Below are 20,409 nucleotides of genomic sequence, written 5' to 3'. Positions count from 1 at the left end.
TTATTTTAGCTCGGCATGTTCTACTTCCCACTTCTCTTTATGCTGAGCGTCTATTACAGCAATTGCAGCCATATTTACAATCTCGTCAACATTTGCACCAAGCTGAAGAATATGCACTGGTTTGCGCATTCCCATCATAATCGGCCCTATAGACTCCGCTTCATTTAATTCTTTTAATAACTTATAGGTAATGTTTGCTGAATCTAAATTCGGAAAAATTAAAGTGTTTACTTTTTTACCTACTAACTTAGAAAACGGGAACTTCTCACTAAGCATTTCATCGTTTAAAGCAAAATCTGTTTGTAATTCACCATCAACAATCATTTCTGGATGATGTCTATGCAAAAAGGAAACAGCCTCTCTTACTTTTGAAGCTCGATCGTTTGCAGACGAGCCAAAGTTAGAATAAGACACCATAGCCATTACAGGCTCTAAACCAAACATTTGAACCACTTTCGAGGTCATTTGAGTAATTTTAGCTAAATCTTTCGCGGTTGGATCGATGTTTATTGAGGTATCACTTAAAAATAAAGGACCACGTTTAGTCATCATTAAGTTGGTAGTTGCAGCACGTGAGATACCTTTTGCTAAACCAATTAATTCTAACATCGGTTTTACAACAGATGGGTAGTTTCTAGAATATCCAGAAATTAATCCGTCGGCATCACCTTCGTTCACCATCATGGCAGCAAAATAATTACGCTCGCGCATTAAACGTTGCGCAGCATAATACGTTACACCACGACGTTTGCGTTGCTCCCAATATACTTTTGCGTATTTATTTTTACGCTCGTTTTCTTCTTCTTCTTTTGGATCCACAATTAAAATATCGGCATCAAACTCAATATCTTTCATTAAAGATAAAATAGTTTCTTTCCTTCCTAATAAAATAGGAATAGCAATACCTTCATCATATACAATTTGAGCTGCTTTTAAAACATCTAATTGATCTGCTTCTGCAAAAACAATACGTTTTGGCGCTAATTTAGCTCTGTTTAATAATAAACGAACTAATTTATTATCAGAACCTAAACGTTGTAGTAAACTATCTTTATAACGTTCCCAATCTGTAATAGGTTGTTTTGCTACACCACTTTCCATAGCTGCTTTTGCTACTGCTGGTGGTACTTCTGCAATTAACCGCGGATCGAATGGTTTTGGAATAATATAATTTTTACCAAAAGTTAATCGCGTTTCTCCATAAGCAATATTTACTTGTTCTGGCACTGGTTCTTTAGCCAATTTAGCTAAAGCTCTTACCGCTGCCATTTTCATTGCTTCGTTAATTTTAGTTGCACGCACATCTAAAGCGCCTCTAAAAATAAAAGGAAAACCAAGTACATTATTAACTTGGTTAGGATGATCGCTACGACCTGTAGCCATTATAATATCTTTTCTAGTATCTACCGCTAATTGGTATTTTATTTCCGGATTAGGATTTGCCATGGCAAAAACAATCGGGTTTTCTGCCATTACCAATAGCATTTCTGGAGTAACAATATCTGCCATAGATAAACCGATAAATACATCGGCATTTTCCATAGCCTCTAGTAAAGTATCAATTTTTCTGTGTGTTGCAAATTCTGCCTTTTCATCAGAAAGCACTTCTCTATCATCACGAATAACACCTTTACTATCTAGCATTACCATGTTTTCGCGCTTTGCACCACAAGCTTGGTACAAACGTGAACATGAAATAGCTGCTGCTCCGGCACCACTAATTACTATTTTAACTTCTTCTAGCTTTTTACCTGCAATTTCAACTGCATTTAACAAAGCTGCTGCCGAAATAATTGCAGTTCCGTGCTGATCATCGTGCATTACAGGAATATCTAATTCCTCCTTTAAACGACGTTCAATTTCAAAAGCCTCAGGAGCTTTTATATCTTCAAGATTAATACCTCCAAAAGTTGGCGCTATATTTTTTACTGTTTCAATAAAAGCATCAACATCTTCTGTATCAACTTCAATATCGAATACATCAATATCTGCGAAAATTTTAAATAATAAACCTTTACCTTCCATTACGGGTTTCGAGGCTTCAGGACCAATGTTTCCTAATCCTAAAACGGCCGTTCCGTTAGATATTACGGCAACTAAATTTCCTTTAGCTGTATATTTATAAGCTGCTTCTTTATCTTTTTCAATTTCTAGACATGGTGCAGCAACGCCTGGCGAATAAGCCAAAGATAAATCGCGTTGGGTGGCATATTTTTTAGTTGGAACAACTGCTATTTTACCTGGAGTTGGTTTTGCGTGATAAATAAGGGCTTCTCTACGCTTGCTTTCTTCACTCATATAGATGGATATTTTATTTATTGTTAGCCTTTTAAGGTTTAAAAATCCTCCGTTTTAGACGAAGTATTTTAATAACTTAAAAGGATTTGCTTCTAACTTACAAATATAATAATCCTGCCAAGCAAACTGCTATTCTTTTAAAAAATTGATTTTTATTTTACTCTTGCTATTTAATCCTCTTTTAAGTTGATTACAAAAAACAAAAAAGCCTTAATTATCAACTAGTGACAACTAAAGCTTTTTAATATTATTTATTGTTCAATTATTTATTCAATACTTCTGCACCTTCTGGTTTAGAAAAGAAATTATCTTCTACCGTTGGAGAAAAACTAATATCACTAACATCTATTTTAGTGATATACTCACCTAACCCATCTTTATCTGTTGTAGACCAGTATGTTTTAAATCCAGTTGCAAATACAATACCATCCACAGTAGTGGTACCTTGAGTTACTGTAATTTTCTCTGGTGCATGCCCTCCGTTTGGAAAATATTGCGGATAAGACACAATATATTTAAAAGCATCTACCAAGTTTGTTTCTGCATTTATATACAAAATGTAATAATCATCTGGTGCAGCTCCAATACCAGCATCGTAAGTTGCTTTTAAAACTTTTTGAGTTGCCCCTTGAAATTCTTGTTCTGGTAATAATTCAAGATTTACACCTTCACCATCTAAAACAAACGGCTGACCAGAAAAATATAATGGTGTTAAAGCCCAAAACTGAGTATCGTAAGCAAACGAAGTGCTATCCTTGGCCTTTAACCAAGCTTCTTCACCATCCCAACCATAGATAGACGTCGGATCTTCTATGCTATTATGCCTTGCTTTATTACTCCAAGTATCAATAGTTTGATAAGAATCTCTAATACCTTTACCATTTAATGGTTGGTAGTTAAAATGAAATGAAAGGTATCCGTTTGAAAACCATTTATCTAACCCGCCATGAGCTTCCATAGCGCTCCAAAGCACTTTACCTGCTTCCGTAGCATTCAGTTTTTTATGTGCAGCATCTACTCTTTTTTCTATCCAAGAGGTTGGAATATCATATTTTGCTTCGGTACTTTCAACCTCTGCGTTAGTAACTGCTTCTACTTTATTTGTTTGCTTACAAGCAACAATAATTAATACTAAAAATAAACCTAGAAGTTTATAAGATGTTCTCATTGTATTATTTTCTTTTATTGATTAATCTATCTTAGTCGAGACTAAATCTCGAACATTTCAAAAAAACATTATTTCTTTAGGAAATATTACAGGTTACTACTACTTTTTAATTGAAAAATTAAATGTAGCACCTTGTCCTAATTCCGAAGTTACACTTATTTTTCCACCTAGTTTTTCAACTATCTTTTTTACTGTAGCTAAACCTATACCATGACCTACTTGACCAAATTTATCCTGATCGGCAACCTTTGTAAATAATTTAAATATTTTGGTTTGATCACTAGGGTCGATACCTGGTCCATTATCTTTTATAAAAAACTTATAATGTGTATTGGTTTCCTGTACATTCATTTCAATAAGTACATCATCTTTATCACTATACTTAATAGCATTACTTACTAAATTCATTAGAATATGATGAATAGCTGTTTTATTAACATGCACAGACTCTAAAGATGACTTTAAAACCATTTTCACATGGTGATCTGAATTAAATAGTTGAGCAATTTCAGTAATTAATTCCTGTAAATTAATAGTCAATTTACCTTCTTTTAAAAGCCCGTCACTTTTACTATAGCTAAGCAATCCATCAACTAAATCCCGAAGACTATCTGCAGAACTTATAATTAACTCTAAAAGTTTTAAACCTTCTGCATCAATATTTAGCTTATAATCTTCAATAAATATTTCTGCTAAACTAGAAATGTTGATTAAAGGTGATTTTAAATCGTGAGCTGCAATGTATGCGAAACGCTCTAATTCATGATTTTTCTCTTCTAAATCCGTTAGTGTTTTCTCTAATAAAAATTTGTTTTTACGGAGTTCTAACAAATTCATCACCTGATTTGAAAGCGCAGACAAAGACTTTATTTGACCTTCATTTAAAACATTTGGTTTATGGTCCATAACGCACAAAGTACCTAATGGTAATCCGTTTTTACTTGTAAGTTGCGCACCTGCATAGAAAATAGCATTAGAATCCCCAGTTACTAAAGGGTTATCATGAAAACGGAAATCTTCTCGGGTATCGGGAACAATAAAAACACCATCGGTATTATTTATAGCGTGAGCACAGAAAGACTGTTCTTTAGGAGTTTCGGTAGTATCTACACCATGGTGCGATTTAAACCATTGGCGTTTATTATCCAATAGACTAATTAAAGCAATTGGGGTACCGCATATTTCGGCAGCAATGGCCGTAATATTATCATAATCTGTTTCTGGAAGCGTATCTAGTATATTATAAGACTCTAGGTTTTTAAGCCTTTCAGCTTCATTTTCTGGTATATCTGGGGTAACCATAATAATTAAATTTAATATTATAGCAAATTACTTTATATTGATGAAATAATCCCACAATAATTTGTTAAATTTAACTACAAAACTATCTCCAATGTAATTAAAATTCTTTAGTGAATAAATCTTAAAACGCATAATTAGTGAGAGTTATCTATTGCTAAAAAGTTACTTTAAAAAATTGATATTTCTTTTTAAACCAGTAAATTTAGTACGTTTAACCGCCGATTTCTGAAACACTTTTTTGAAAGTATCTTCAGTAATTTCTTCCCAATCTTTTTTAGTCATTGAAAGTAATTCGGGATGCGGATTGAATAGCGGCTCACTATGTGCTTTAGAAAATCGATTCCAAGGACAAACATCTTGACAAACATCACAACCAAACATCCAATCGTCCATTTTCCCTTTAAATGAACTTGGAAGGTTTTCCTTTAACTCAATAGTTAAATAAGAAATACACTTACTCCCATCTACAACATAAGGTTCTACAATTGCTTCTGTAGGGCAAGCATCAATACAGGCTGTGCAACTACCACAATGGTCGGTAGTGACAGAATCGTATTCCAACTCTAAATCAATAATAAGTTCGGCTATAAAATAGAACGAGCCAACTTGCTGCGTTATTAAATTACTGTGCTTACCTACCCAACCTAAACCCGACTTAGCCGCCCATGCCTTATCTAAAACAGGTGCTGAATCTACAAATGCTCTACCACTGACCTCGCCAATTTCATCTTGAATAAAATGTAACAGGTGTTTTAATTTATCTTTTATGATATGATGATAATCATGTCCGTAGGCATACTTACTTAATTTAGGTGCGTTAGAGTCTTGTTGTACTTCCGAAGGAAAATAATTTAATAATAGTGATACCACACTTTTAGAATCTTCTACGAGTAAAGTTGGGTTTAAGCGCTTATCAAAGTGATTTTCCATGTAGCGCATTTGCCCATTCATGTTTTTGTTCAGATAGTTTTCTAAACGTGGCGCTTCTTCTTCTAAAAATTGAGCTTTGCTTATACCACAAGACAAAAAACCGAGGCGTTTGGCTTCGGTTTTAATTAAAAGGGTATAATCTTCTTTGTTCACGTTATTTCTTAAAAAAGTCCGCCTTGAGTTGGGCCTTTTACACGACCTAAATGTTTATAAGCTTGTTCTGTAACTTCTCTACCACGAGGTGTACGCATAATAAAACCTTGCTGAATTAGAAAAGGTTCATAAACTTCTTCAATAGTTTCAGAACTTTCACTTACTGCCGTTGCAATTGTAGATATTCCAACTGGGCCACCTTTAAATTTATCAATAATGGTAGTAAGTATTTTATTATCCATTTCATCTAGACCATGTGCATCCACATGCAATGCTTCCAAAGCATATTTAGCTATGGTGATATCTATTCTACCATTACCCTTTATCTGAGCAAAATCTCGAACACGACGTAACAATGCGTTAGCAATTCTAGGGGTACCACGACTACGACCTGCTATTTCAATGGCAGCCTCAATGGAGATCGGAACGTCTAAAATGGTAGCACTTCGTTGTACTATATTGGTAAGTAAGTCTGTTTTATAATACTGTAGTCTACTTTGTATACCAAAACGTGCTCTCATAGGTGCTGTAAGAAGCCCTGAGCGCGTTGTAGCACCAACCAAAGTAAATGGGTTTAGGTTAATTTGAACAGAGCGCGCATTAGGCCCAGTTTCAATCATGATATCAATTTTGTAATCTTCCATAGCCGAGTACAAATACTCCTCAACTATTGGGCTTAACCTATGAATTTCATCTATAAATAAAACATCACGTTCGTCTAGATTAGTAAGTAATCCAGCCAAATCCCCTGGTTTATCTAATACGGGACCTGAAGTGATTTTAATGCCAACGTTTAATTCATTAGCTAAAATATTTGCTAAGGTTGTTTTACCAAGTCCTGGAGGTCCATGAAATAAAGCATGGTCTAGAGCTTCACCTCGTTGATTTGCTGCTTGAACAAATATTTGAAGATTTTCTAAAACCTGATCCTGCCCCGTAAAATCATCAAATGATAGGGGTCTTAATTGTTTTTCAACATCTAATTCTTCAGGTGAAAAATGCTCGTCGCTAGGATCTAAATTTTCATTCATTAAACAAATATATTTTAAAGCTACTTAAAGCATTCAAACATGATTAAACTATATAGCAAATATAAATAAAAAGCCTCTCCAAAATGGAAAGGCTTTTATTTATATCAATTTCTCTTTTACGAGATGCCTTTTAATAAGGCCAAAATTATTAGTGTTGTAATTCCTCTTCACCTTCCATTAAAGGAACATCTTGAGGTACAAAATCTACATCGTGACCTGGTTTACTGTAATCGTAAGCCCAACGGTGTACGTGAGGAATCTCACCTGGCCAGTTACCGTGGATATGCTCTACAGGAGTAGTCCATTCTAAAGTTGTAGATCTCCATGGATTTTGTGTTGCTTTCTTACCATAGTACATACTTGCGAAGAAGTTGTATAAGTAAATTAACTGAACAACACCACCAACTAAAGCGAAAATAGTAATGATAACGTTAACATTAGCTAAATCATCAAATAACGGGAAGTTAGAGTTTGTATAGTAACGACGAGGTAAACCTGCCATACCAATAAAGTGCATTGGGAAAAACACTCCATAAGCACAAACTGCTGTTATCCAGAAGTGAATATAACCTAAGTTCTTGTTTAACATACGACCGTACATTTTAGGGTACCAATGGTAGATACCAGCAAACATACCGTAAAGAGCAGATATACCCATTACTAAGTGGAAGTGAGCTACTACAAAATATGTATCGTGAACGTTAATATCTAAAGCACTATCTCCTAAAATAATTCCTGTTAAACCACCAGTGATGAATGTTGATACAAAACCGATTGAGAATAACATGGCAGGATTCATCTGTAAATTACCTTTCCATAGAGTTGTAATCCAGTTGAAGGCTTTTACCGCAGATGGAATTGCAATTAATAAGGTTGTGAAAGTAAACACAGAACCTAAGAAAGGATTCATACCTGAGATAAACATATGGTGCCCCCATACAATTGTAGAAAGGAAAGCAATAGCTAAAATTGAAGCAATCATGGCACGGTATCCAAAAATAGGTTTACGTGAGTTAGACGCCATAATTTCAGATACTAATCCCATTGCAGGTAAAATTACAATATATACCTCTGGGTGACCTAAGAACCAAAATAAATGTTCAAATAATACAGGTGATCCACCTTGATAGTGTAATACTTCACCTTGAATAAATATATCTGATAAGAAGAATGATGTTCCAAAACTTCTATCCATGATCAATAATAACGCTGCAGATAATAATACAGGGAAAGAAATAATCCCGATTACCGCCGTAATAAAGAACGCCCAAATTGTTAATGGCAATCTTGTCATTGACATTCCTTTTGTACGTAAGTTAATAACCGTTACAACATAGTTAAGAGATCCTAACAATGAAGAAGCAATGAATATCGCCATGGCAACTAACCAAAGTGTCATTCCCATACCAGAACCACCTTGAGCCATTGGTAAAGCACTTAATGGAGGATAAATTGTCCAACCAGCTGCTGCAGGTCCAGCTTCAACAAATAGTGAAATTACCATGATTACACTCGATAAAAAGAATAACCAATAAGAAACCATATTTAAGAAACCAGATGCCATATCACGTGCACCTATTTGCAATGGAATTAGCAAGTTACTAAACGTACCACTTAATCCGGCCGTTAGTACAAAGAATACCATAATGGTACCGTGAATAGTTACTAATGCTAAATAAATATCTGCATCCATAACGCCTCCTGGAGCCCATTTACCTAATAACGCTTCAAATAATACATTAGGCTCTTCTGGCCATGCAATTTGCATACGAAACATTAAAGACATCAGAATTCCAATAATCCCCATAAACGTACCAGTTACAAGGTACTGCTTAGCGATCATTTTATGGTCTTGACTAAATATATATTTAGTTACAAACGTTTCTTTATGATGATGTCCGTGGTCGTCGTCGTGAGCGTGAGTATCTGCGTGTGCTGACATAATCTTATATCGTTTTTATCTTTTTAATTAGTTAATTAGAGAGTTTTTGAATTCTTTTTGCTCCTTAATCCAAGCATCATATTCTTCTTGTGTTTCTACAATAATCTTCATTTGCATATTGTAGTGCGATTTTCCACAAATTTTATTACAAAGTAACAAGTAGTCAAATTCGTAACGTTCTAAAGCCTCTTCACCTTTAGCAACTAACGCTTTACTTTTCTCAACTCTTATCTCATTAATATTTGTAACCTTCTCTTGCATTTGTTGCGTTTGGCGCATATCTACAGTAGTTACTGTAGGCGTAAATCCAAATTGAGTAATCATACCAGGTACACAGTTCATTTGCGCTCTAAAATGAGGCATATAAGCTGAGTGTAATACATCTTGCGAACGCATTTTGAATAATACTGGCTTCCCAACAGGTAGGTGTAATTCTGTAGTTATGATATCATCTTGCGCATTAGGATCGGCTTCATCTAAACCTAAAATATTTGCTCGGTCAATATCGATTAAACGTACGTTAGCTTTTCCTAAAGTATTATCTGCTCCAGAATATCTAGCTTTCCAGTTAAACTGTTGTGCATACAATTCAATTACTAAAGGATCATCACTTTCGTCAACACTAGTAATGTTAATCCAAGTACTTAAACCGTATATAATTAAACCAGCTAATACAATTACAGGTATAATAGTCCAGATGAACTCTAACTTGTTATTATCAGCGAAGAACAATGCTTTCTTACCTTTTTCACCTTTATATTTAAAAGCGAAATAATGTAGTAAAAACTGAGTTACAGTCTGTACAAAGAAAATAAGCACCATTGAGATAACCATTAAGTTATCAATGATTGGGCCATGTGCAGAAGCAGAATTTGACATTAATGGCAAATCTCCCCATTTAACAAAACATACAATGGTAATGATATAAATGAAAGCTAAGAAGCCCATCATTAAATATGCATTCATTGTGTTGTCTTTGTCTGTGGCAACAGCACTGTTTTCTCCTTTAGCCTGAGCTAAATCGAAAATTTTAACCATTTGCCATATGGCAACTAAAATAAATACTAAAACTATAATTGTTAATAAAGCAGTCATTGGTATCGTTCGTCTTTATTTATATCTTAATTAATAATGAAAATCTTCACTTTCTTTTCTAAAAGGATAACCTTTTACTAATAGTGGTGCTTTTGTTAAAGCAGTGAACACTACAAATATGAATAAGCCTGCGAAAAGTAAAACAGAAGCTATTTCAGGAATTCCAATAAACCATCTATCTCCAACGGTGGCTGGCATGATCATGTTAAAAATATCTACGTAATGCCCGAATAAAATAACCAATCCAGCCATAACCACAAACCAAGGAATACGTTTGTATTCAGCGTTCATTAATAATAAAAGTGGGAATACAAAGTTCATAACAACCATTCCTAAGAAAGGTAATTGGTAATCTTGGAAACGTGTTACGAAGTAAGTTACCTCTTCTGGTATATTAGAGTACCATATAAGCATGAACTGTGAGAACCATAAGTATGTCCAGAAAATACTAATTGCGAACATAAACTTAGCTACATCATGCAAGTGGTTTTCATTAACAAACTCTAAATAATTTTTAGATTTTAAGTAAATAGTAACTAAAGCAATTACTGTAATTCCACTTACAAACATACTTGCGAATACATACCATCCAAATAAAGTAGAGAACCAGTGTGGATCTACACTCATAATCCAATCCCAAGACATAATAGATTCTGAATAAATAAAGAATACTAAGAATGCCGCAGAAATACGGAAAGACTTTTTAAAGTTACTGTTATCTTCGGCTGTATCTTGCGCGATAGAAAATTTACGTGCAAAGTGACGATATAAACTCCATCCTGCAATGAAAATTAAACCTCTTACAGCAAACCAACCAATATTTAACCAGCTAGATTTACCATCAATTAATTTATCGTAGTGATGACTTTCTGGGTTAGTTACCTCAGGATTCATCCACATAAAAATATTATAATGCCCTATTGTACCAGAAGCTACTGCTATTGCAAGAACAATTAATGCTCCAGGTAATAAGTAAGCTGTAATACCTTCCATTACTCTAAATAGCACTGGTGACCATCCTGCTTGAGCAGCAATCTGAATAGCATAAAATGCTAAAACACCTAAAGCTATCATCATAAAGAAAAATGCCGCAACATATAACGCCGACCAAGGTCTATTCGCTATTTGATGTTGTACGTGCTCAACGTGTTCTTTATGAGCATCTACATGATGCTCTCCAGATTTAGCATGAGCTGTGTCGCCATGAGCGTTTTCTTCTGCATGTGCATCATGAGCCGGTGCCGCATGAGCTACATCTTCACCATGACCACCACCGTGATGCGCTTCTTCTGCAAGTAAGGTTTCAACCTCTTCAAAAGATAAATGAGATGTAAAAAAACCATAACCAACGCCTATTGCTCCTAAAAGCATTAGAATGAAAGAGAATGTCTTTAATTTATTTGAAAATGTGTACATATCTATAATAATCTTATCAATCTTACTTTTCTAAATCTGCCTTCAACGTTAAAACATAACTAACAACTTGCCAGCGTTCTTCTTCGTTTATTTGGTTAGCATACGATCCCATAGCATTCTTACCATAGTAAATAGTATGATAAATACTTCCAGCGGTAATAGCTCTACCAGCGTCATCGTAACTTGGAATACCCAAGATCTTTTCACGCTTTACTAAGTTTCCTTGTCCGTTACCTTTAGTCCCGTGACAGATTCCACAGTAAATATTGTATAACTCCTTTCCTCTTTCAGTATCAATATCATCAGCGCTAAGCGGACTCATTAAAGTGGCCTTTGCTAATTCATATCCTGCAGTAGAGTTTTCAATATCAAAAGGCACATGACCTCTTGCTACAGAACCTTCAGCAGGTATTTGAGCCTCTATTCCATCTTTGAAAGCTGCTTCACCGTAAGTTTCATAACCAGCAGACTCATACATGTTAGGCATAAACTGGTAGTTAGGTGCTGTATCCTTTTTACAAGAAACAGCTACTAAAACAACTGCAATTACTAATATTTTAATTAAGCTTTTCATACTTTAAATTAATGTGCTTTATCAACTAAATTAATTTCTACTGCTCCTGTTCCTGCTAATAACTCCTCTAGCTCCTTTTCGTTTCCATTAACAGCAATTTCCATTAAGAAATGATCATCCGTTGTTCTTGGATCTGGATTTTCAGCATTTTTAAATGGCCACATTCTACTTCTTAAGTAAAAAGTAAGAACCATTAAGTGAGCCGAGAAAAATACCGTAAGTTCGAACATAATTGGAACGAAAGCAGGCATGTTTTCAATATAGCTAAAACTAGGTTTACCACCGATGTTTTGAGGCCAGTCTTCAATCATTATGAAATTCATCATAACAGTTGCTACAGTTAAACCTATTAAACCATAAATGAACGCCGTAATAGCAATACGAGTAGGTGCTAAACCCATCGCTTTGTCTAGTCCGTGAACTGGAAATGGTGTATATATTTCTTCGATATGAAATCGTTCTGCCCTAACCTTTTTAACAGCCGACATTAAAACGTCATCATCCGTATAAATAGCGTGAATTACTTTAGATGCTTCCATTATCTACGCTTCGTTTTTTTTGTTAGTTACTTTATCTACAGTCGTTCTTGCGTCTGCTCCTGTACCTGCTAAACTATCACCTCTTTCTCTAATGTTTTTGTAACGTTCACCAGAAGATTTCAAAATAGTTTTAACCTCTGCTTGTGCAATTACCGGGAATGTTCTTGAATATAATAAGAATAATACAAAGAAGAATCCAATAGTTCCAACAAATATTCCAATATCAACAAATGTAGGAGAGAACATTGTCCATGATGAAGGTAAGTAATCTCTATGTAACGATGTTACGATAATTACAAAACGTTCGAACCACATTCCTATGTTTACAACAATAGATATAAAGAAAGAGAACATAATACTTGTTCTTAGTTTCTTGAACCACATAAACTGTGGAGAGAATACGTTACAAGACATCATTGCCCAATATGCCCACCAGTAAGGACCAGTTGCTCTGTTTAAGAACGCGTATTGTTCGTACTCTACACCAGAATACCATGCAATAAATAACTCCGTAATATATGCTACACCAACTATAGAACCCGTAATCATGATTACAATGTTCATTAATTCGATGTGTTGTACTGTAATATAATCTTCAAGATTACACACTTTTCTCATAATGATAAGAAGTGTGTTTACCATAGCAAATCCAGAGAATACCGCACCAGCAACAAAGTATGGTGGGAAAATCGTGGTATGCCATCCTGGTATAACCGATGTGGCGAAATCGAAAGATACAATCGTGTGTACAGAAAGTACTAATGGAGTTGCTAAACCTGCAAGTACCAAAGATACTTCTTCAAAACGTTGCCAATCTTTAGCACGACCAGACCAACCGAAACTTAATAAAGCATAAATTTTCTTTTGAAAAGGCTTCACAGCACGATCTCTTAGCATAGCGAAATCAGGAAGTAAACCTGTCCACCAGAAAACTAATGATACTGATAAGTACGTTGAGATTGCAAATACATCCCAAAGTAATGGAGAGTTAAAGTTTACCCATAGTGAACCAAATTGATTCGGAATAGGTAAGACCCAATATCCCAACCATGGACGACCCATGTGAATTACAGGGAATAAACCAGCTTGAACAACAGAGAAAATTGTCATGGCTTCCGCTGAACGGTTAATAGCCATTCTCCATTTTTGACGGAATAATAATAGTACTGCAGAAATAAGTGTTCCTGCGTGACCAATACCAACCCACCAAACGAAGTTAGTAATATCCCAAGCCCAACCTACAGTTTTGTTCAAACCCCAAGTTCCAATACCTGTTGAAATGGTATAAATAATACATCCTATACCCCAAAGGAAAGCTGCTAATGCTATAGAAAAAACTATCCACCATTGCTTATTCGCTTTTCCTTCTACAGGTTTGGCCACATCCACAGTAACATCGTGGTATGATTTTTCGCCTGTAACTAAAGGTCTTCTAATAGGTGCTTCGTAATGAGACGCCATAATTATATAATTGATTCTTTAATTAGATTTATGCTTCTGTTGTATTTCTCACTTTTGTTTGATACTGTACGTTAGGTTTTGTTCCCACGTGTTCTAACAAGTGATACATACGGTTATCTTCTTTAAGTTTCGCAACTTTACTTTCTTCATCATTGATATCTCCAAATACCATTGCGCCACTGCTACAAGCTGCAGAACATGCTGTTTGGAATTCACCATCTTTAATAACACGTCCATCACGTTTAGCATCAAGAATTGTCTTTTGTGTCATTTGAATACACATAGAACATTTTTCCATAACACCACGAGAACGTACTACAACGTCTGGGTTTAATACCATACGTCCTAAATCATCATTCATATGATAATCGAACTCATCGTTTCCATTATACAAGAACCAGTTAAAACGACGTACCTTATAAGGACAGTTGTTAGCACAATACCTTGTACCTACACAACGGTTATAAGCCATGTGGTTTTGACCTTGACGACCGTGTGATGTTGCTGCCACAGGACATACAGTTTCACAAGGTGCGTGGTTACAATGTTGACACATGATTGGTTGGAACGCTACTTGAGGATTTTCTGAAGCATGCTCCATTTCACCAAACTCACTTAATGAACTTCCTAAACCAGAAATGTTATCTTTCTTTTCATTATCACCATCGAAAGATTCTTCCGAAGAATAATATCTATCAATACGTAACCAGTGCATATCGCGACTTCTACGTACTTCAGATTTACCAACTACTGGTACATTATTTTCAGCATGACAAGCTATAACACATGCCCCACAACCTGTACAAGAATTTAAATCGATAGATAAGTTAAAGTGATGACCTATAGAACGATCAAACTCATCCCATAAATCGACACTAGGATCTGTAACTGGAGTTTCTTTATGATTTAAAGAAACCATAGCCATAGGGTTCCACTCTTGTTTATCTTTAGTATTGAATATCTCTAAAGATGTTTCTTTAATGATATCCCCACGTCCCATTAAGGTATTGTGCAATTGTACTGAAGCAAATTCATGCTCACCAGCTGCAGCCTCAACAGTTACGTTTTGTACTGTATTAAAGTTATGATAGAAAGCAAAGGCATTTACACCTGTTTGCATTTCTTCTTTTAATCCTTTTGTTTTACCGTAACCAAAAGATAATCCAACAGAACCTTTAGCTTGTCCTGGTTGTATTAATACCGGTATAGTTAAACTAACACCGTTAACAGTTACATTTGCATAACTACCATTTAATGCGCCGTTTGCAACGTGCTTATTCATTAAACCTAATGCTTCTGCATCAGCTTTAGAAACTGTTAAATAGTTATCCCAAGATGTTCTAGTAATTGGATCTGGAAACTCTTGTAACCATGGGTTATTGGCTTGTTGCCCATCTCCCATACCTACTTTGGTATATAATGATAATTCTAGTCCGTTTGAAGTAGCTGAAGATACCAAAGCTTTCGCTGCAGCAACACCTCCTATTACAGAAGCACCATCAACTGCGTTACTAGCGCTTACTGTTGAAGTAGATGTGCTTGTAGTAAACTCATCTTCATCTTCTTTCTTAATACCAACACCTACAGCAACATCGTGAAGAAGTCCACCCACTAAAGTTCGGTCTTTCTTATCTTTTAATTCTGTAGTCGAAGTTGTTACTGTTTTAGTTGAAGTACCATTTAATCCACCAATAGAAGAACCATAAACATAAACACCATCGTGTAATGCTTGATTGAATGAATTCCCGCCTAACACGCTAGAATTCCAATTGTTCTTAATATAATCGTGAAAAGTATCTTCATTACCTGTCCATTTTAATAATGCATCTTGAAACTGACGCGTATCAAATAATGGGCGGATAGTAGGTTGCATTAAAGAATAATGACCTTTTTTGATTTCAACATCACCCCAAGATTCTAAATAATGCGGTGCTGCTGCTATATATTCTGTTTGAGTTGAAGTCTCATCTTCTTTTAAAGAAAAAGCAATTGACAATTCAACGTTCTTTAATCCTTCTGAAAAGTCTGAAGCGTTTGCTAAGCTATAAACCGGATTAACACCGCTCATGATAACCGCACCAACTTTTCCAGCTTTCATATCAGCAACTAATTTAGTCACTGCTTTATCGCTACCTTGTCTAGTCTTTATTGGAGTACTAGGATCGAAAGCTTTACTCTGTAATGCTGCATTTATTTCTAAAACAATAGTTTGAGCATTCACATCTTGAAGACCAGTAACTACAACTGCATTACTTCCCGCTTTTTTAATTTGAGATGCTGCATTTTTAACAGCTTCATCAACTTTAGGTGATAATGTTCCAGAAACAGAACCATTTACAACGTAGCTATATAATTTAGCTAAAGCTATTTTTTGTTCTGATGGAGTTAATGGCACACGCTTATCAGCGTTTGCACCAGTAAGAGACATATTAGATTCAAACTGAATATGACGAGACATTTTACCATGGTTAGGCACTTTGTTTTTCGCATATCCTGAATCGAAACCGCCACCTTGCCAATCCCCTAAGAAATCAGCTCCAATAGAAACGATTGTCATCGCTTTAGAGAAATCGTAGTTTGCTAATCCACGCTCACCATATTTGGCTTGGTAAGCATCAAGAGCAGCAGATTCTGATATAGCATCGTAAACCACGTGGCTTACATTACCATATTTATTTTTAAATTCAGTAATTAACTTATCAGTAGAAGGACTTGCAAAAGTTTGTGTTAATAACACAATACTCTTGTTTGCTGCTGCTAAATCAGTTAATTTCTTAGTTGTTTCACTATCAAAAGTATCCCAAGTAATAGAATCTCCAGCCTTTTTTGGACCTTGAACTCTTAAACTATCATACAATCCTAATACAGAAGCATTAACTCTTGCGTTAGCACTACCATTGGTAGCCGCCATCACATTGTTCTGAATTTTAATTGGACGACCTTCACGGGTTTTCACTAAAACACTAGCAAAATCAAAACCATTCGCTATAGTAGTTGCATAGTAGTTAGCAACACCAGGAATAATTTCTGTTGGTTGTACTACATAAGGAATCGCTTTTTTAACAGGACCCTCACAAGCAGCTAAAGAAGCTGCAGCGGTACTAAACCCAACATACTTTAAGAAATCGCGACGCGTTGTAGAGCTTTCTTCTAATGTATCTTTATCTCCTAAAAATTCATCGGTAGGAATCTCAGCTACAAACTCGTTTTGTTTAAGCGTCTCAACAATAGAGCTATTTTCGTTTAGCTCTTCAACACTTTTCCAGTATTTCTTGTTTGATGACATATTATATAATTGAATTACTTCTTATTAATTTTTAAAAGTTCCCTGCTTTCGCAGAAAAGAAAAACTATTTTTTTTAGTAGTGACACTTACCACATTCTAATCCACCCATTTGAGCAGCTGTCAACTTATCTACACCATATTTTTTAGATAATTCGTCATGAATTTTAGTATAGTAAGCATTATCTTTTACGTTAACATCTGTTTCTCTGTGACAGTTAATACACCATCCCATTGTTAATGGAGCATGTTGATAAGCAATTTCCATTTCTTGCACAGGACCGTGACATGTTTGACACTCTACTCCTGCAACAGTTACGTGTTGCGAGTGGTTAAAGTATGCAAAATCTGGCAAGTTATGAATACGAACCCATTTTACCGGACTAGATTCACCTGTATATTTTTGCTCGGCATCATCCCATCCTGCAGCAGCATATAATTTTTTAATTTCACCATCGTAGAAATCCTTAGAGTACTCAGGAGATGTTTCACCGTTGTATTCGTAAATTGATTTGTGACAGTTCATACAAACATTTAACGAAGGCACACCAGATGTTTTACTAACTCTTGCAGAAGAGTGACAGTATTTACAATCTATTCCATTATCACCAGCATGTATTTTATGCGAAAAGTGAATTGGCTGTACTGGTTGATAACCTTGATCTACCCCAATTTGAGATAAATACCCGTAAACAAAATACGCACTCGATAGTAAAAAGAATATTGTAAGAACCATTACTAAAAATTGGTTTTGTACAAATGCTTTCCAAATTGGAGTTCTTTTTGAATCTTCAGGTAATTCTATATTTTGAGCTGTTGCAAAACGACGTAGTGTTTTATTTACTAAATACAATCCTGCAGCTAAAAGCATAAACAAGATCGCTAAGGCCCCTAAAATAATTTCATTTGAAATTCCTCCTGACGTTTCAGATGCTTGAGCAACAACCGCTCCACCTGCAGGTGCAACTGGCGCTTTCTTTTCTTCAGCAGTGTATGCTAAAATATTGCTAATATCATCATCAGATAATTGAGGAAAAGCCGTCATGGCAGCACCACCGTACTCATTGTAAACCTTATTGGCATAAGAATCGCCAGATTTAATAAGCCCTGAACTGTTACGTACCCAAGCGTGAATCCAATCACGATCTAAGCCTTGCTCGTCAGACAAACGTGCCTCTACATTACGTAAAGCCGGCCCGGTCATTTTCTTGTCTAATTGATGACAAGCCGCACAATTGGCATTGAATAAAGATTTTCCTTTCGCTGGATCGCCTTCCTGTGCAGAAAGGACTGATGTAAACGCTAATAAAATAATTAAGCTGAAACTAAGAGTGTTTTTACTTAATATACGGTGAATCACCTGTCTCATATTGTTGGTTAAATTAACTTCTAAACTTTGGTATGATTTTTTCATTACTAATAATTGAAAAAAATACAGTTAAAAAAATCTCTCGCAAAAGTAATATTAAAAGTCGATTTTAGAAATGATAGCACAGGTATAATTGGTAATTTAGAGAGATTCTAAATAAATAAAAGAACTAATAATTTAATTGCATCGTATATCTTTGCACAAAATAATTTGAAAATGAACTCATTGAAAACAAAATTAACTTTGTTACCCCTATTAACTCTATTGTTAACATCAACAATAAGTTTTTCGCAAGAAGGCCATGTTTCTTTAAATCAAGATCAAAACATAGCAGTTTTGTTAGATTTGAAAAAGGAAATGAATAAAAACGAACATGATTCCGATCGTTATAAAATCCAAATTTACTCTGGAAATCGTTCTGCTGCACAAAATGCCAAAGCAGATTTCAACCAATCGTTTTCTGAGTGGAATCCATCTATAGAATATGAAACACCAAATTTTAAAATTTGGGCTGGTAATTTTAGCACGCGTTTAGAAGCCGATCGTGCACTTAAAAAAATTAAGAAAAAATTCCCTAGTGCTTTCATTTTTAAGCCGAAGAAAGAAAAAAACTAAAACCATTTCTGGTTTTTAACCCTATAAACTAAGTTGTCTATTTTAACGAATACGACAACTTTTTTTATTTTACCTAATTTTCTAATCCTCACTTTCTAATTCAAAAATAAATCTCCAAACTCAACAAATTCTTCAGAAAACCTTTTTCTCAATTTAAACTATGAATATAATTTCTTTTAAGAGCAAGACATAAAGAAGACCCGATGTTTACAATTCATTATAGAAATAAAAAGCATACTTAAACTGAATATTTTTGAAACGTGCACCTCTTTAAACAACTAAAACCATGTTTCACTTTGAGTAATTACAAGTTGATAATTACATTAAACCTATAGTTTTAGAACAAAAAAAGCATTCCTAATAAAGAAAAAACAAACCCATTAAGAAATCAAATTTCAAATTGTGTTCACTATCCATTATTAGGAATGCTGTATCTAATATAATTTTTTAAACTAAAGCACAACTGTGCCAAATATTAACTTTCTGGAGCTAATTCTACTTCTAGACCTTCCATTTCTGGCGTCATTTGAATTTGACAACCTAAACGACTGTTATCTTTAACATCAAAAGCCTCAGACAGCATTGCTTCTTCATCATCTCCCATCTCTGGTAACTCTGTATCGCTAGTTACATAACATTGGCATGATGCACACATAGCCATACCTCCGCAAATACCAATAGTTCCTTCTGGAGCCAACTCGTAAGAACGAACAACTTCCATTAAATTCATTGCCATATCTGTAGGGGCAACAATTTCGTGTTTTACACCGTCTCTATCGGTAATTTTAATATTTATGTCTTGCATAGTACTGTTTTGTAATTCAATTAGTGATACGTCATAAGTCGTGCCACAAATTTAAGTTTTGTCGCTTTAATTTTCATACTTTTCTAACAGAAAATAGAAACCTTTATAAAAAAATAAAGAATCTTCATTTATTTCAAATTGAAGATTCTTTATTTATAAATTATAATGATATTAATCTATTAAATTTCAATATTAACCACCTTTTCAATTTGTGGTGCATACTTTTTAATAGTCATTTCAACACCCGATTTCAATGTCATTTGATTTACCGAACACCCTACACAAGCACCTTGTAATTGTACTTTTACTAGAGTATCGTTATCCTCAATCGACATTAACGAAATATCGCCGCCATCACTTTGTAAAAACGGACGAATTTCTTCTAATGCTTTTTCAACATTCAATCTTACTTCTTCGCTGGTCATATC

The 20,409-nt window shown here is 34.9% G+C and carries 16 protein-coding genes; 1 reads left to right on the top strand and 15 read right to left on the bottom strand.

All coding sequences use genetic code 11. The features are described 5' to 3' along the window. From GQR98_RS08035 to GQR98_RS07975, 13 genes are all read right to left on the bottom strand, one after another. Entirely contained in the window at positions 1 to 2,298 is a 2,298-nt protein-coding gene (locus tag GQR98_RS08035) for an NADP-dependent malic enzyme (RefSeq protein ID WP_159019066.1), read from the bottom strand. A gap of 262 nt (positions 2,299 to 2,560) precedes the next feature. Continuing rightward, positions 2,561 to 3,466 carry a hypothetical protein gene (locus GQR98_RS08030; RefSeq protein WP_159019065.1) on the bottom strand — a complete coding sequence of 302 codons (906 nt, stop codon included), beginning with the start codon at positions 3,464 to 3,466 and terminating at the stop codon, positions 2,561 to 2,563. 99 nt (positions 3,467 to 3,565) lie between these two features. After that, positions 3,566 to 4,768: a sensor histidine kinase gene (locus GQR98_RS08025; RefSeq protein WP_159019064.1), complete on the bottom strand. Its 1,203-nt coding sequence runs from the start codon at positions 4,766 to 4,768 to the stop codon at positions 3,566 to 3,568. A 162-nt stretch (positions 4,769 to 4,930) separates the two neighbouring features. Further along, positions 4,931 to 5,851 carry a tRNA epoxyqueuosine(34) reductase QueG gene (gene queG, locus GQR98_RS08020; RefSeq protein WP_159019063.1) on the bottom strand — a complete coding sequence of 307 codons (921 nt, stop codon included), beginning with the start codon at positions 5,849 to 5,851 and terminating at the stop codon, positions 4,931 to 4,933. Positions 5,852 to 5,859: 8 nt separating this feature from the next. Further along, the gene (gene ruvB / locus GQR98_RS08015) at positions 5,860 to 6,882 is read right to left on the bottom strand and encodes a Holliday junction branch migration DNA helicase RuvB (RefSeq protein WP_159019062.1); all 1,023 of its coding nucleotides are present in this window, start codon (positions 6,880 to 6,882) and stop codon (positions 5,860 to 5,862) included. 148 nt (positions 6,883 to 7,030) lie between these two features. Next, positions 7,031 to 8,824: a cbb3-type cytochrome c oxidase subunit I gene (locus GQR98_RS08010; RefSeq protein WP_042497561.1), complete on the bottom strand. Its 1,794-nt coding sequence runs from the start codon at positions 8,822 to 8,824 to the stop codon at positions 7,031 to 7,033. A 27-nt stretch (positions 8,825 to 8,851) separates the two neighbouring features. Beyond that, positions 8,852 to 9,919 (bottom strand): cytochrome c oxidase subunit II, encoded by a 1,068-nt coding sequence (locus GQR98_RS08005; RefSeq protein WP_159019061.1) that lies wholly within the window; start codon positions 9,917 to 9,919, stop codon positions 8,852 to 8,854. Between the two features lie 30 nt (positions 9,920 to 9,949). Continuing rightward, positions 9,950 to 11,335, bottom strand: coding sequence for a quinol:cytochrome C oxidoreductase (locus GQR98_RS08000; RefSeq protein WP_159019060.1), 1,386 nt, complete (start codon positions 11,333 to 11,335; stop codon positions 9,950 to 9,952). A gap of 22 nt (positions 11,336 to 11,357) precedes the next feature. After that, on the bottom strand, positions 11,358 to 11,909 hold the full coding sequence (locus GQR98_RS07995) for a c-type cytochrome (RefSeq protein WP_199270279.1): 552 nt from the start codon (positions 11,907 to 11,909) through the stop codon (positions 11,358 to 11,360). Positions 11,910 to 11,917: 8 nt separating this feature from the next. Next, positions 11,918 to 12,448 carry a DUF3341 domain-containing protein gene (locus GQR98_RS07990; RefSeq protein WP_159019059.1) on the bottom strand — a complete coding sequence of 177 codons (531 nt, stop codon included), beginning with the start codon at positions 12,446 to 12,448 and terminating at the stop codon, positions 11,918 to 11,920. A 3-nt stretch (positions 12,449 to 12,451) separates the two neighbouring features. Continuing rightward, positions 12,452 to 13,909: an NrfD/PsrC family molybdoenzyme membrane anchor subunit gene (gene nrfD, locus GQR98_RS07985; RefSeq protein WP_042504711.1), complete on the bottom strand. Its 1,458-nt coding sequence runs from the start codon at positions 13,907 to 13,909 to the stop codon at positions 12,452 to 12,454. A gap of 28 nt (positions 13,910 to 13,937) precedes the next feature. Continuing rightward, on the bottom strand, positions 13,938 to 17,195 hold the full coding sequence (locus GQR98_RS07980; protein ID WP_159019058.1) for a TAT-variant-translocated molybdopterin oxidoreductase: 3,258 nt from the start codon (positions 17,193 to 17,195) through the stop codon (positions 13,938 to 13,940). 73 nt (positions 17,196 to 17,268) lie between these two features. Next, a complete protein-coding gene (locus GQR98_RS07975) occupies positions 17,269 to 18,561 on the bottom strand; it encodes a cytochrome c3 family protein (RefSeq protein ID WP_159021117.1) in 1,293 nt (430 codons plus the stop codon). A gap of 216 nt (positions 18,562 to 18,777) precedes the next feature. On the opposite strand from GQR98_RS07975, the gene GQR98_RS07970 reads away from it, so the two are divergent. Then, on the top strand, positions 18,778 to 19,176 hold the full coding sequence (locus GQR98_RS07970) for an SPOR domain-containing protein (protein ID WP_159019057.1): 399 nt from the start codon (positions 18,778 to 18,780) through the stop codon (positions 19,174 to 19,176). Positions 19,177 to 19,651: 475 nt separating this feature from the next. Here the strand turns inward: GQR98_RS07970 and GQR98_RS07965 are convergent, their stop codons facing one another. Together GQR98_RS07965 and GQR98_RS07960 are read right to left on the bottom strand one after the other, a co-directional pair. Further along, complete coding sequence (locus tag GQR98_RS07965) at positions 19,652 to 19,981, bottom strand: 2Fe-2S iron-sulfur cluster-binding protein (protein WP_159019056.1); 330 nt, start codon at positions 19,979 to 19,981, stop codon at positions 19,652 to 19,654. 179 nt (positions 19,982 to 20,160) lie between these two features. Further along, positions 20,161 to 20,406 (bottom strand): NifU family protein, encoded by a 246-nt coding sequence (locus GQR98_RS07960; protein WP_159019055.1) that lies wholly within the window; start codon positions 20,404 to 20,406, stop codon positions 20,161 to 20,163. Positions 20,407 to 20,409 lie beyond the last annotated feature (3 nt).

Source organism: Algibacter sp. L3A6 (genome assembly GCF_009796825.1).
In the GTDB taxonomy this organism is placed as follows: Bacteria; Bacteroidota; Bacteroidia; order Flavobacteriales; family Flavobacteriaceae; genus Algibacter.
This window is presented reverse-complemented; position numbering and strand designations above follow the sequence as displayed.

What these genes read in the sequence shown, in the direction of transcription:
- nrfD (WP_042504711.1), bottom strand. Translation starts at nt 13,909, where the DNA reads ATGGCGTCTCATTACGAAGCACCTATTAGAAGACCTTTAGTTACAGGC.
- GQR98_RS07960 (WP_159019055.1), bottom strand. Translation starts at nt 20,406, where the DNA reads ATGACCAGCGAAGAAGTAAGATTGAATGTTGAAAAAGCATTAGAAGAA.
- GQR98_RS07980 (WP_159019058.1), bottom strand. Translation starts at nt 17,195, where the DNA reads ATGTCATCAAACAAGAAATACTGGAAAAGTGTTGAAGAGCTAAACGAA.
- GQR98_RS08035 (WP_159019066.1), bottom strand. Translation starts at nt 2,298, where the DNA reads ATGAGTGAAGAAAGCAAGCGTAGAGAAGCCCTTATTTATCACGCAAAA.
- GQR98_RS07965 (WP_159019056.1), bottom strand. Translation starts at nt 19,981, where the DNA reads ATGCAAGACATAAATATTAAAATTACCGATAGAGACGGTGTAAAACAC.
- GQR98_RS07975 (WP_159021117.1), bottom strand. Translation starts at nt 18,561, where the DNA reads ATGAGACAGGTGATTCACCGTATATTAAGTAAAAACACTCTTAGTTTC.
- ruvB (WP_159019062.1), bottom strand. Translation starts at nt 6,882, where the DNA reads ATGAATGAAAATTTAGATCCTAGCGACGAGCATTTTTCACCTGAAGAA.
- GQR98_RS07970 (WP_159019057.1), top strand. Translation starts at nt 18,778, where the DNA reads ATGAACTCATTGAAAACAAAATTAACTTTGTTACCCCTATTAACTCTA.
- GQR98_RS07995 (WP_199270279.1), bottom strand. Translation starts at nt 11,909, where the DNA reads ATGAAAAGCTTAATTAAAATATTAGTAATTGCAGTTGTTTTAGTAGCT.
- GQR98_RS08010 (WP_042497561.1), bottom strand. Translation starts at nt 8,824, where the DNA reads ATGTCAGCACACGCAGATACTCACGCTCACGACGACGACCACGGACAT.
- GQR98_RS08025 (WP_159019064.1), bottom strand. Translation starts at nt 4,768, where the DNA reads ATGGTTACCCCAGATATACCAGAAAATGAAGCTGAAAGGCTTAAAAAC.
- GQR98_RS08030 (WP_159019065.1), bottom strand. Translation starts at nt 3,466, where the DNA reads ATGAGAACATCTTATAAACTTCTAGGTTTATTTTTAGTATTAATTATT.
- GQR98_RS07990 (WP_159019059.1), bottom strand. Translation starts at nt 12,448, where the DNA reads ATGGAAGCATCTAAAGTAATTCACGCTATTTATACGGATGATGACGTT.
- GQR98_RS08000 (WP_159019060.1), bottom strand. Translation starts at nt 11,335, where the DNA reads ATGTACACATTTTCAAATAAATTAAAGACATTCTCTTTCATTCTAATG.
- GQR98_RS08005 (WP_159019061.1), bottom strand. Translation starts at nt 9,919, where the DNA reads ATGACTGCTTTATTAACAATTATAGTTTTAGTATTTATTTTAGTTGCC.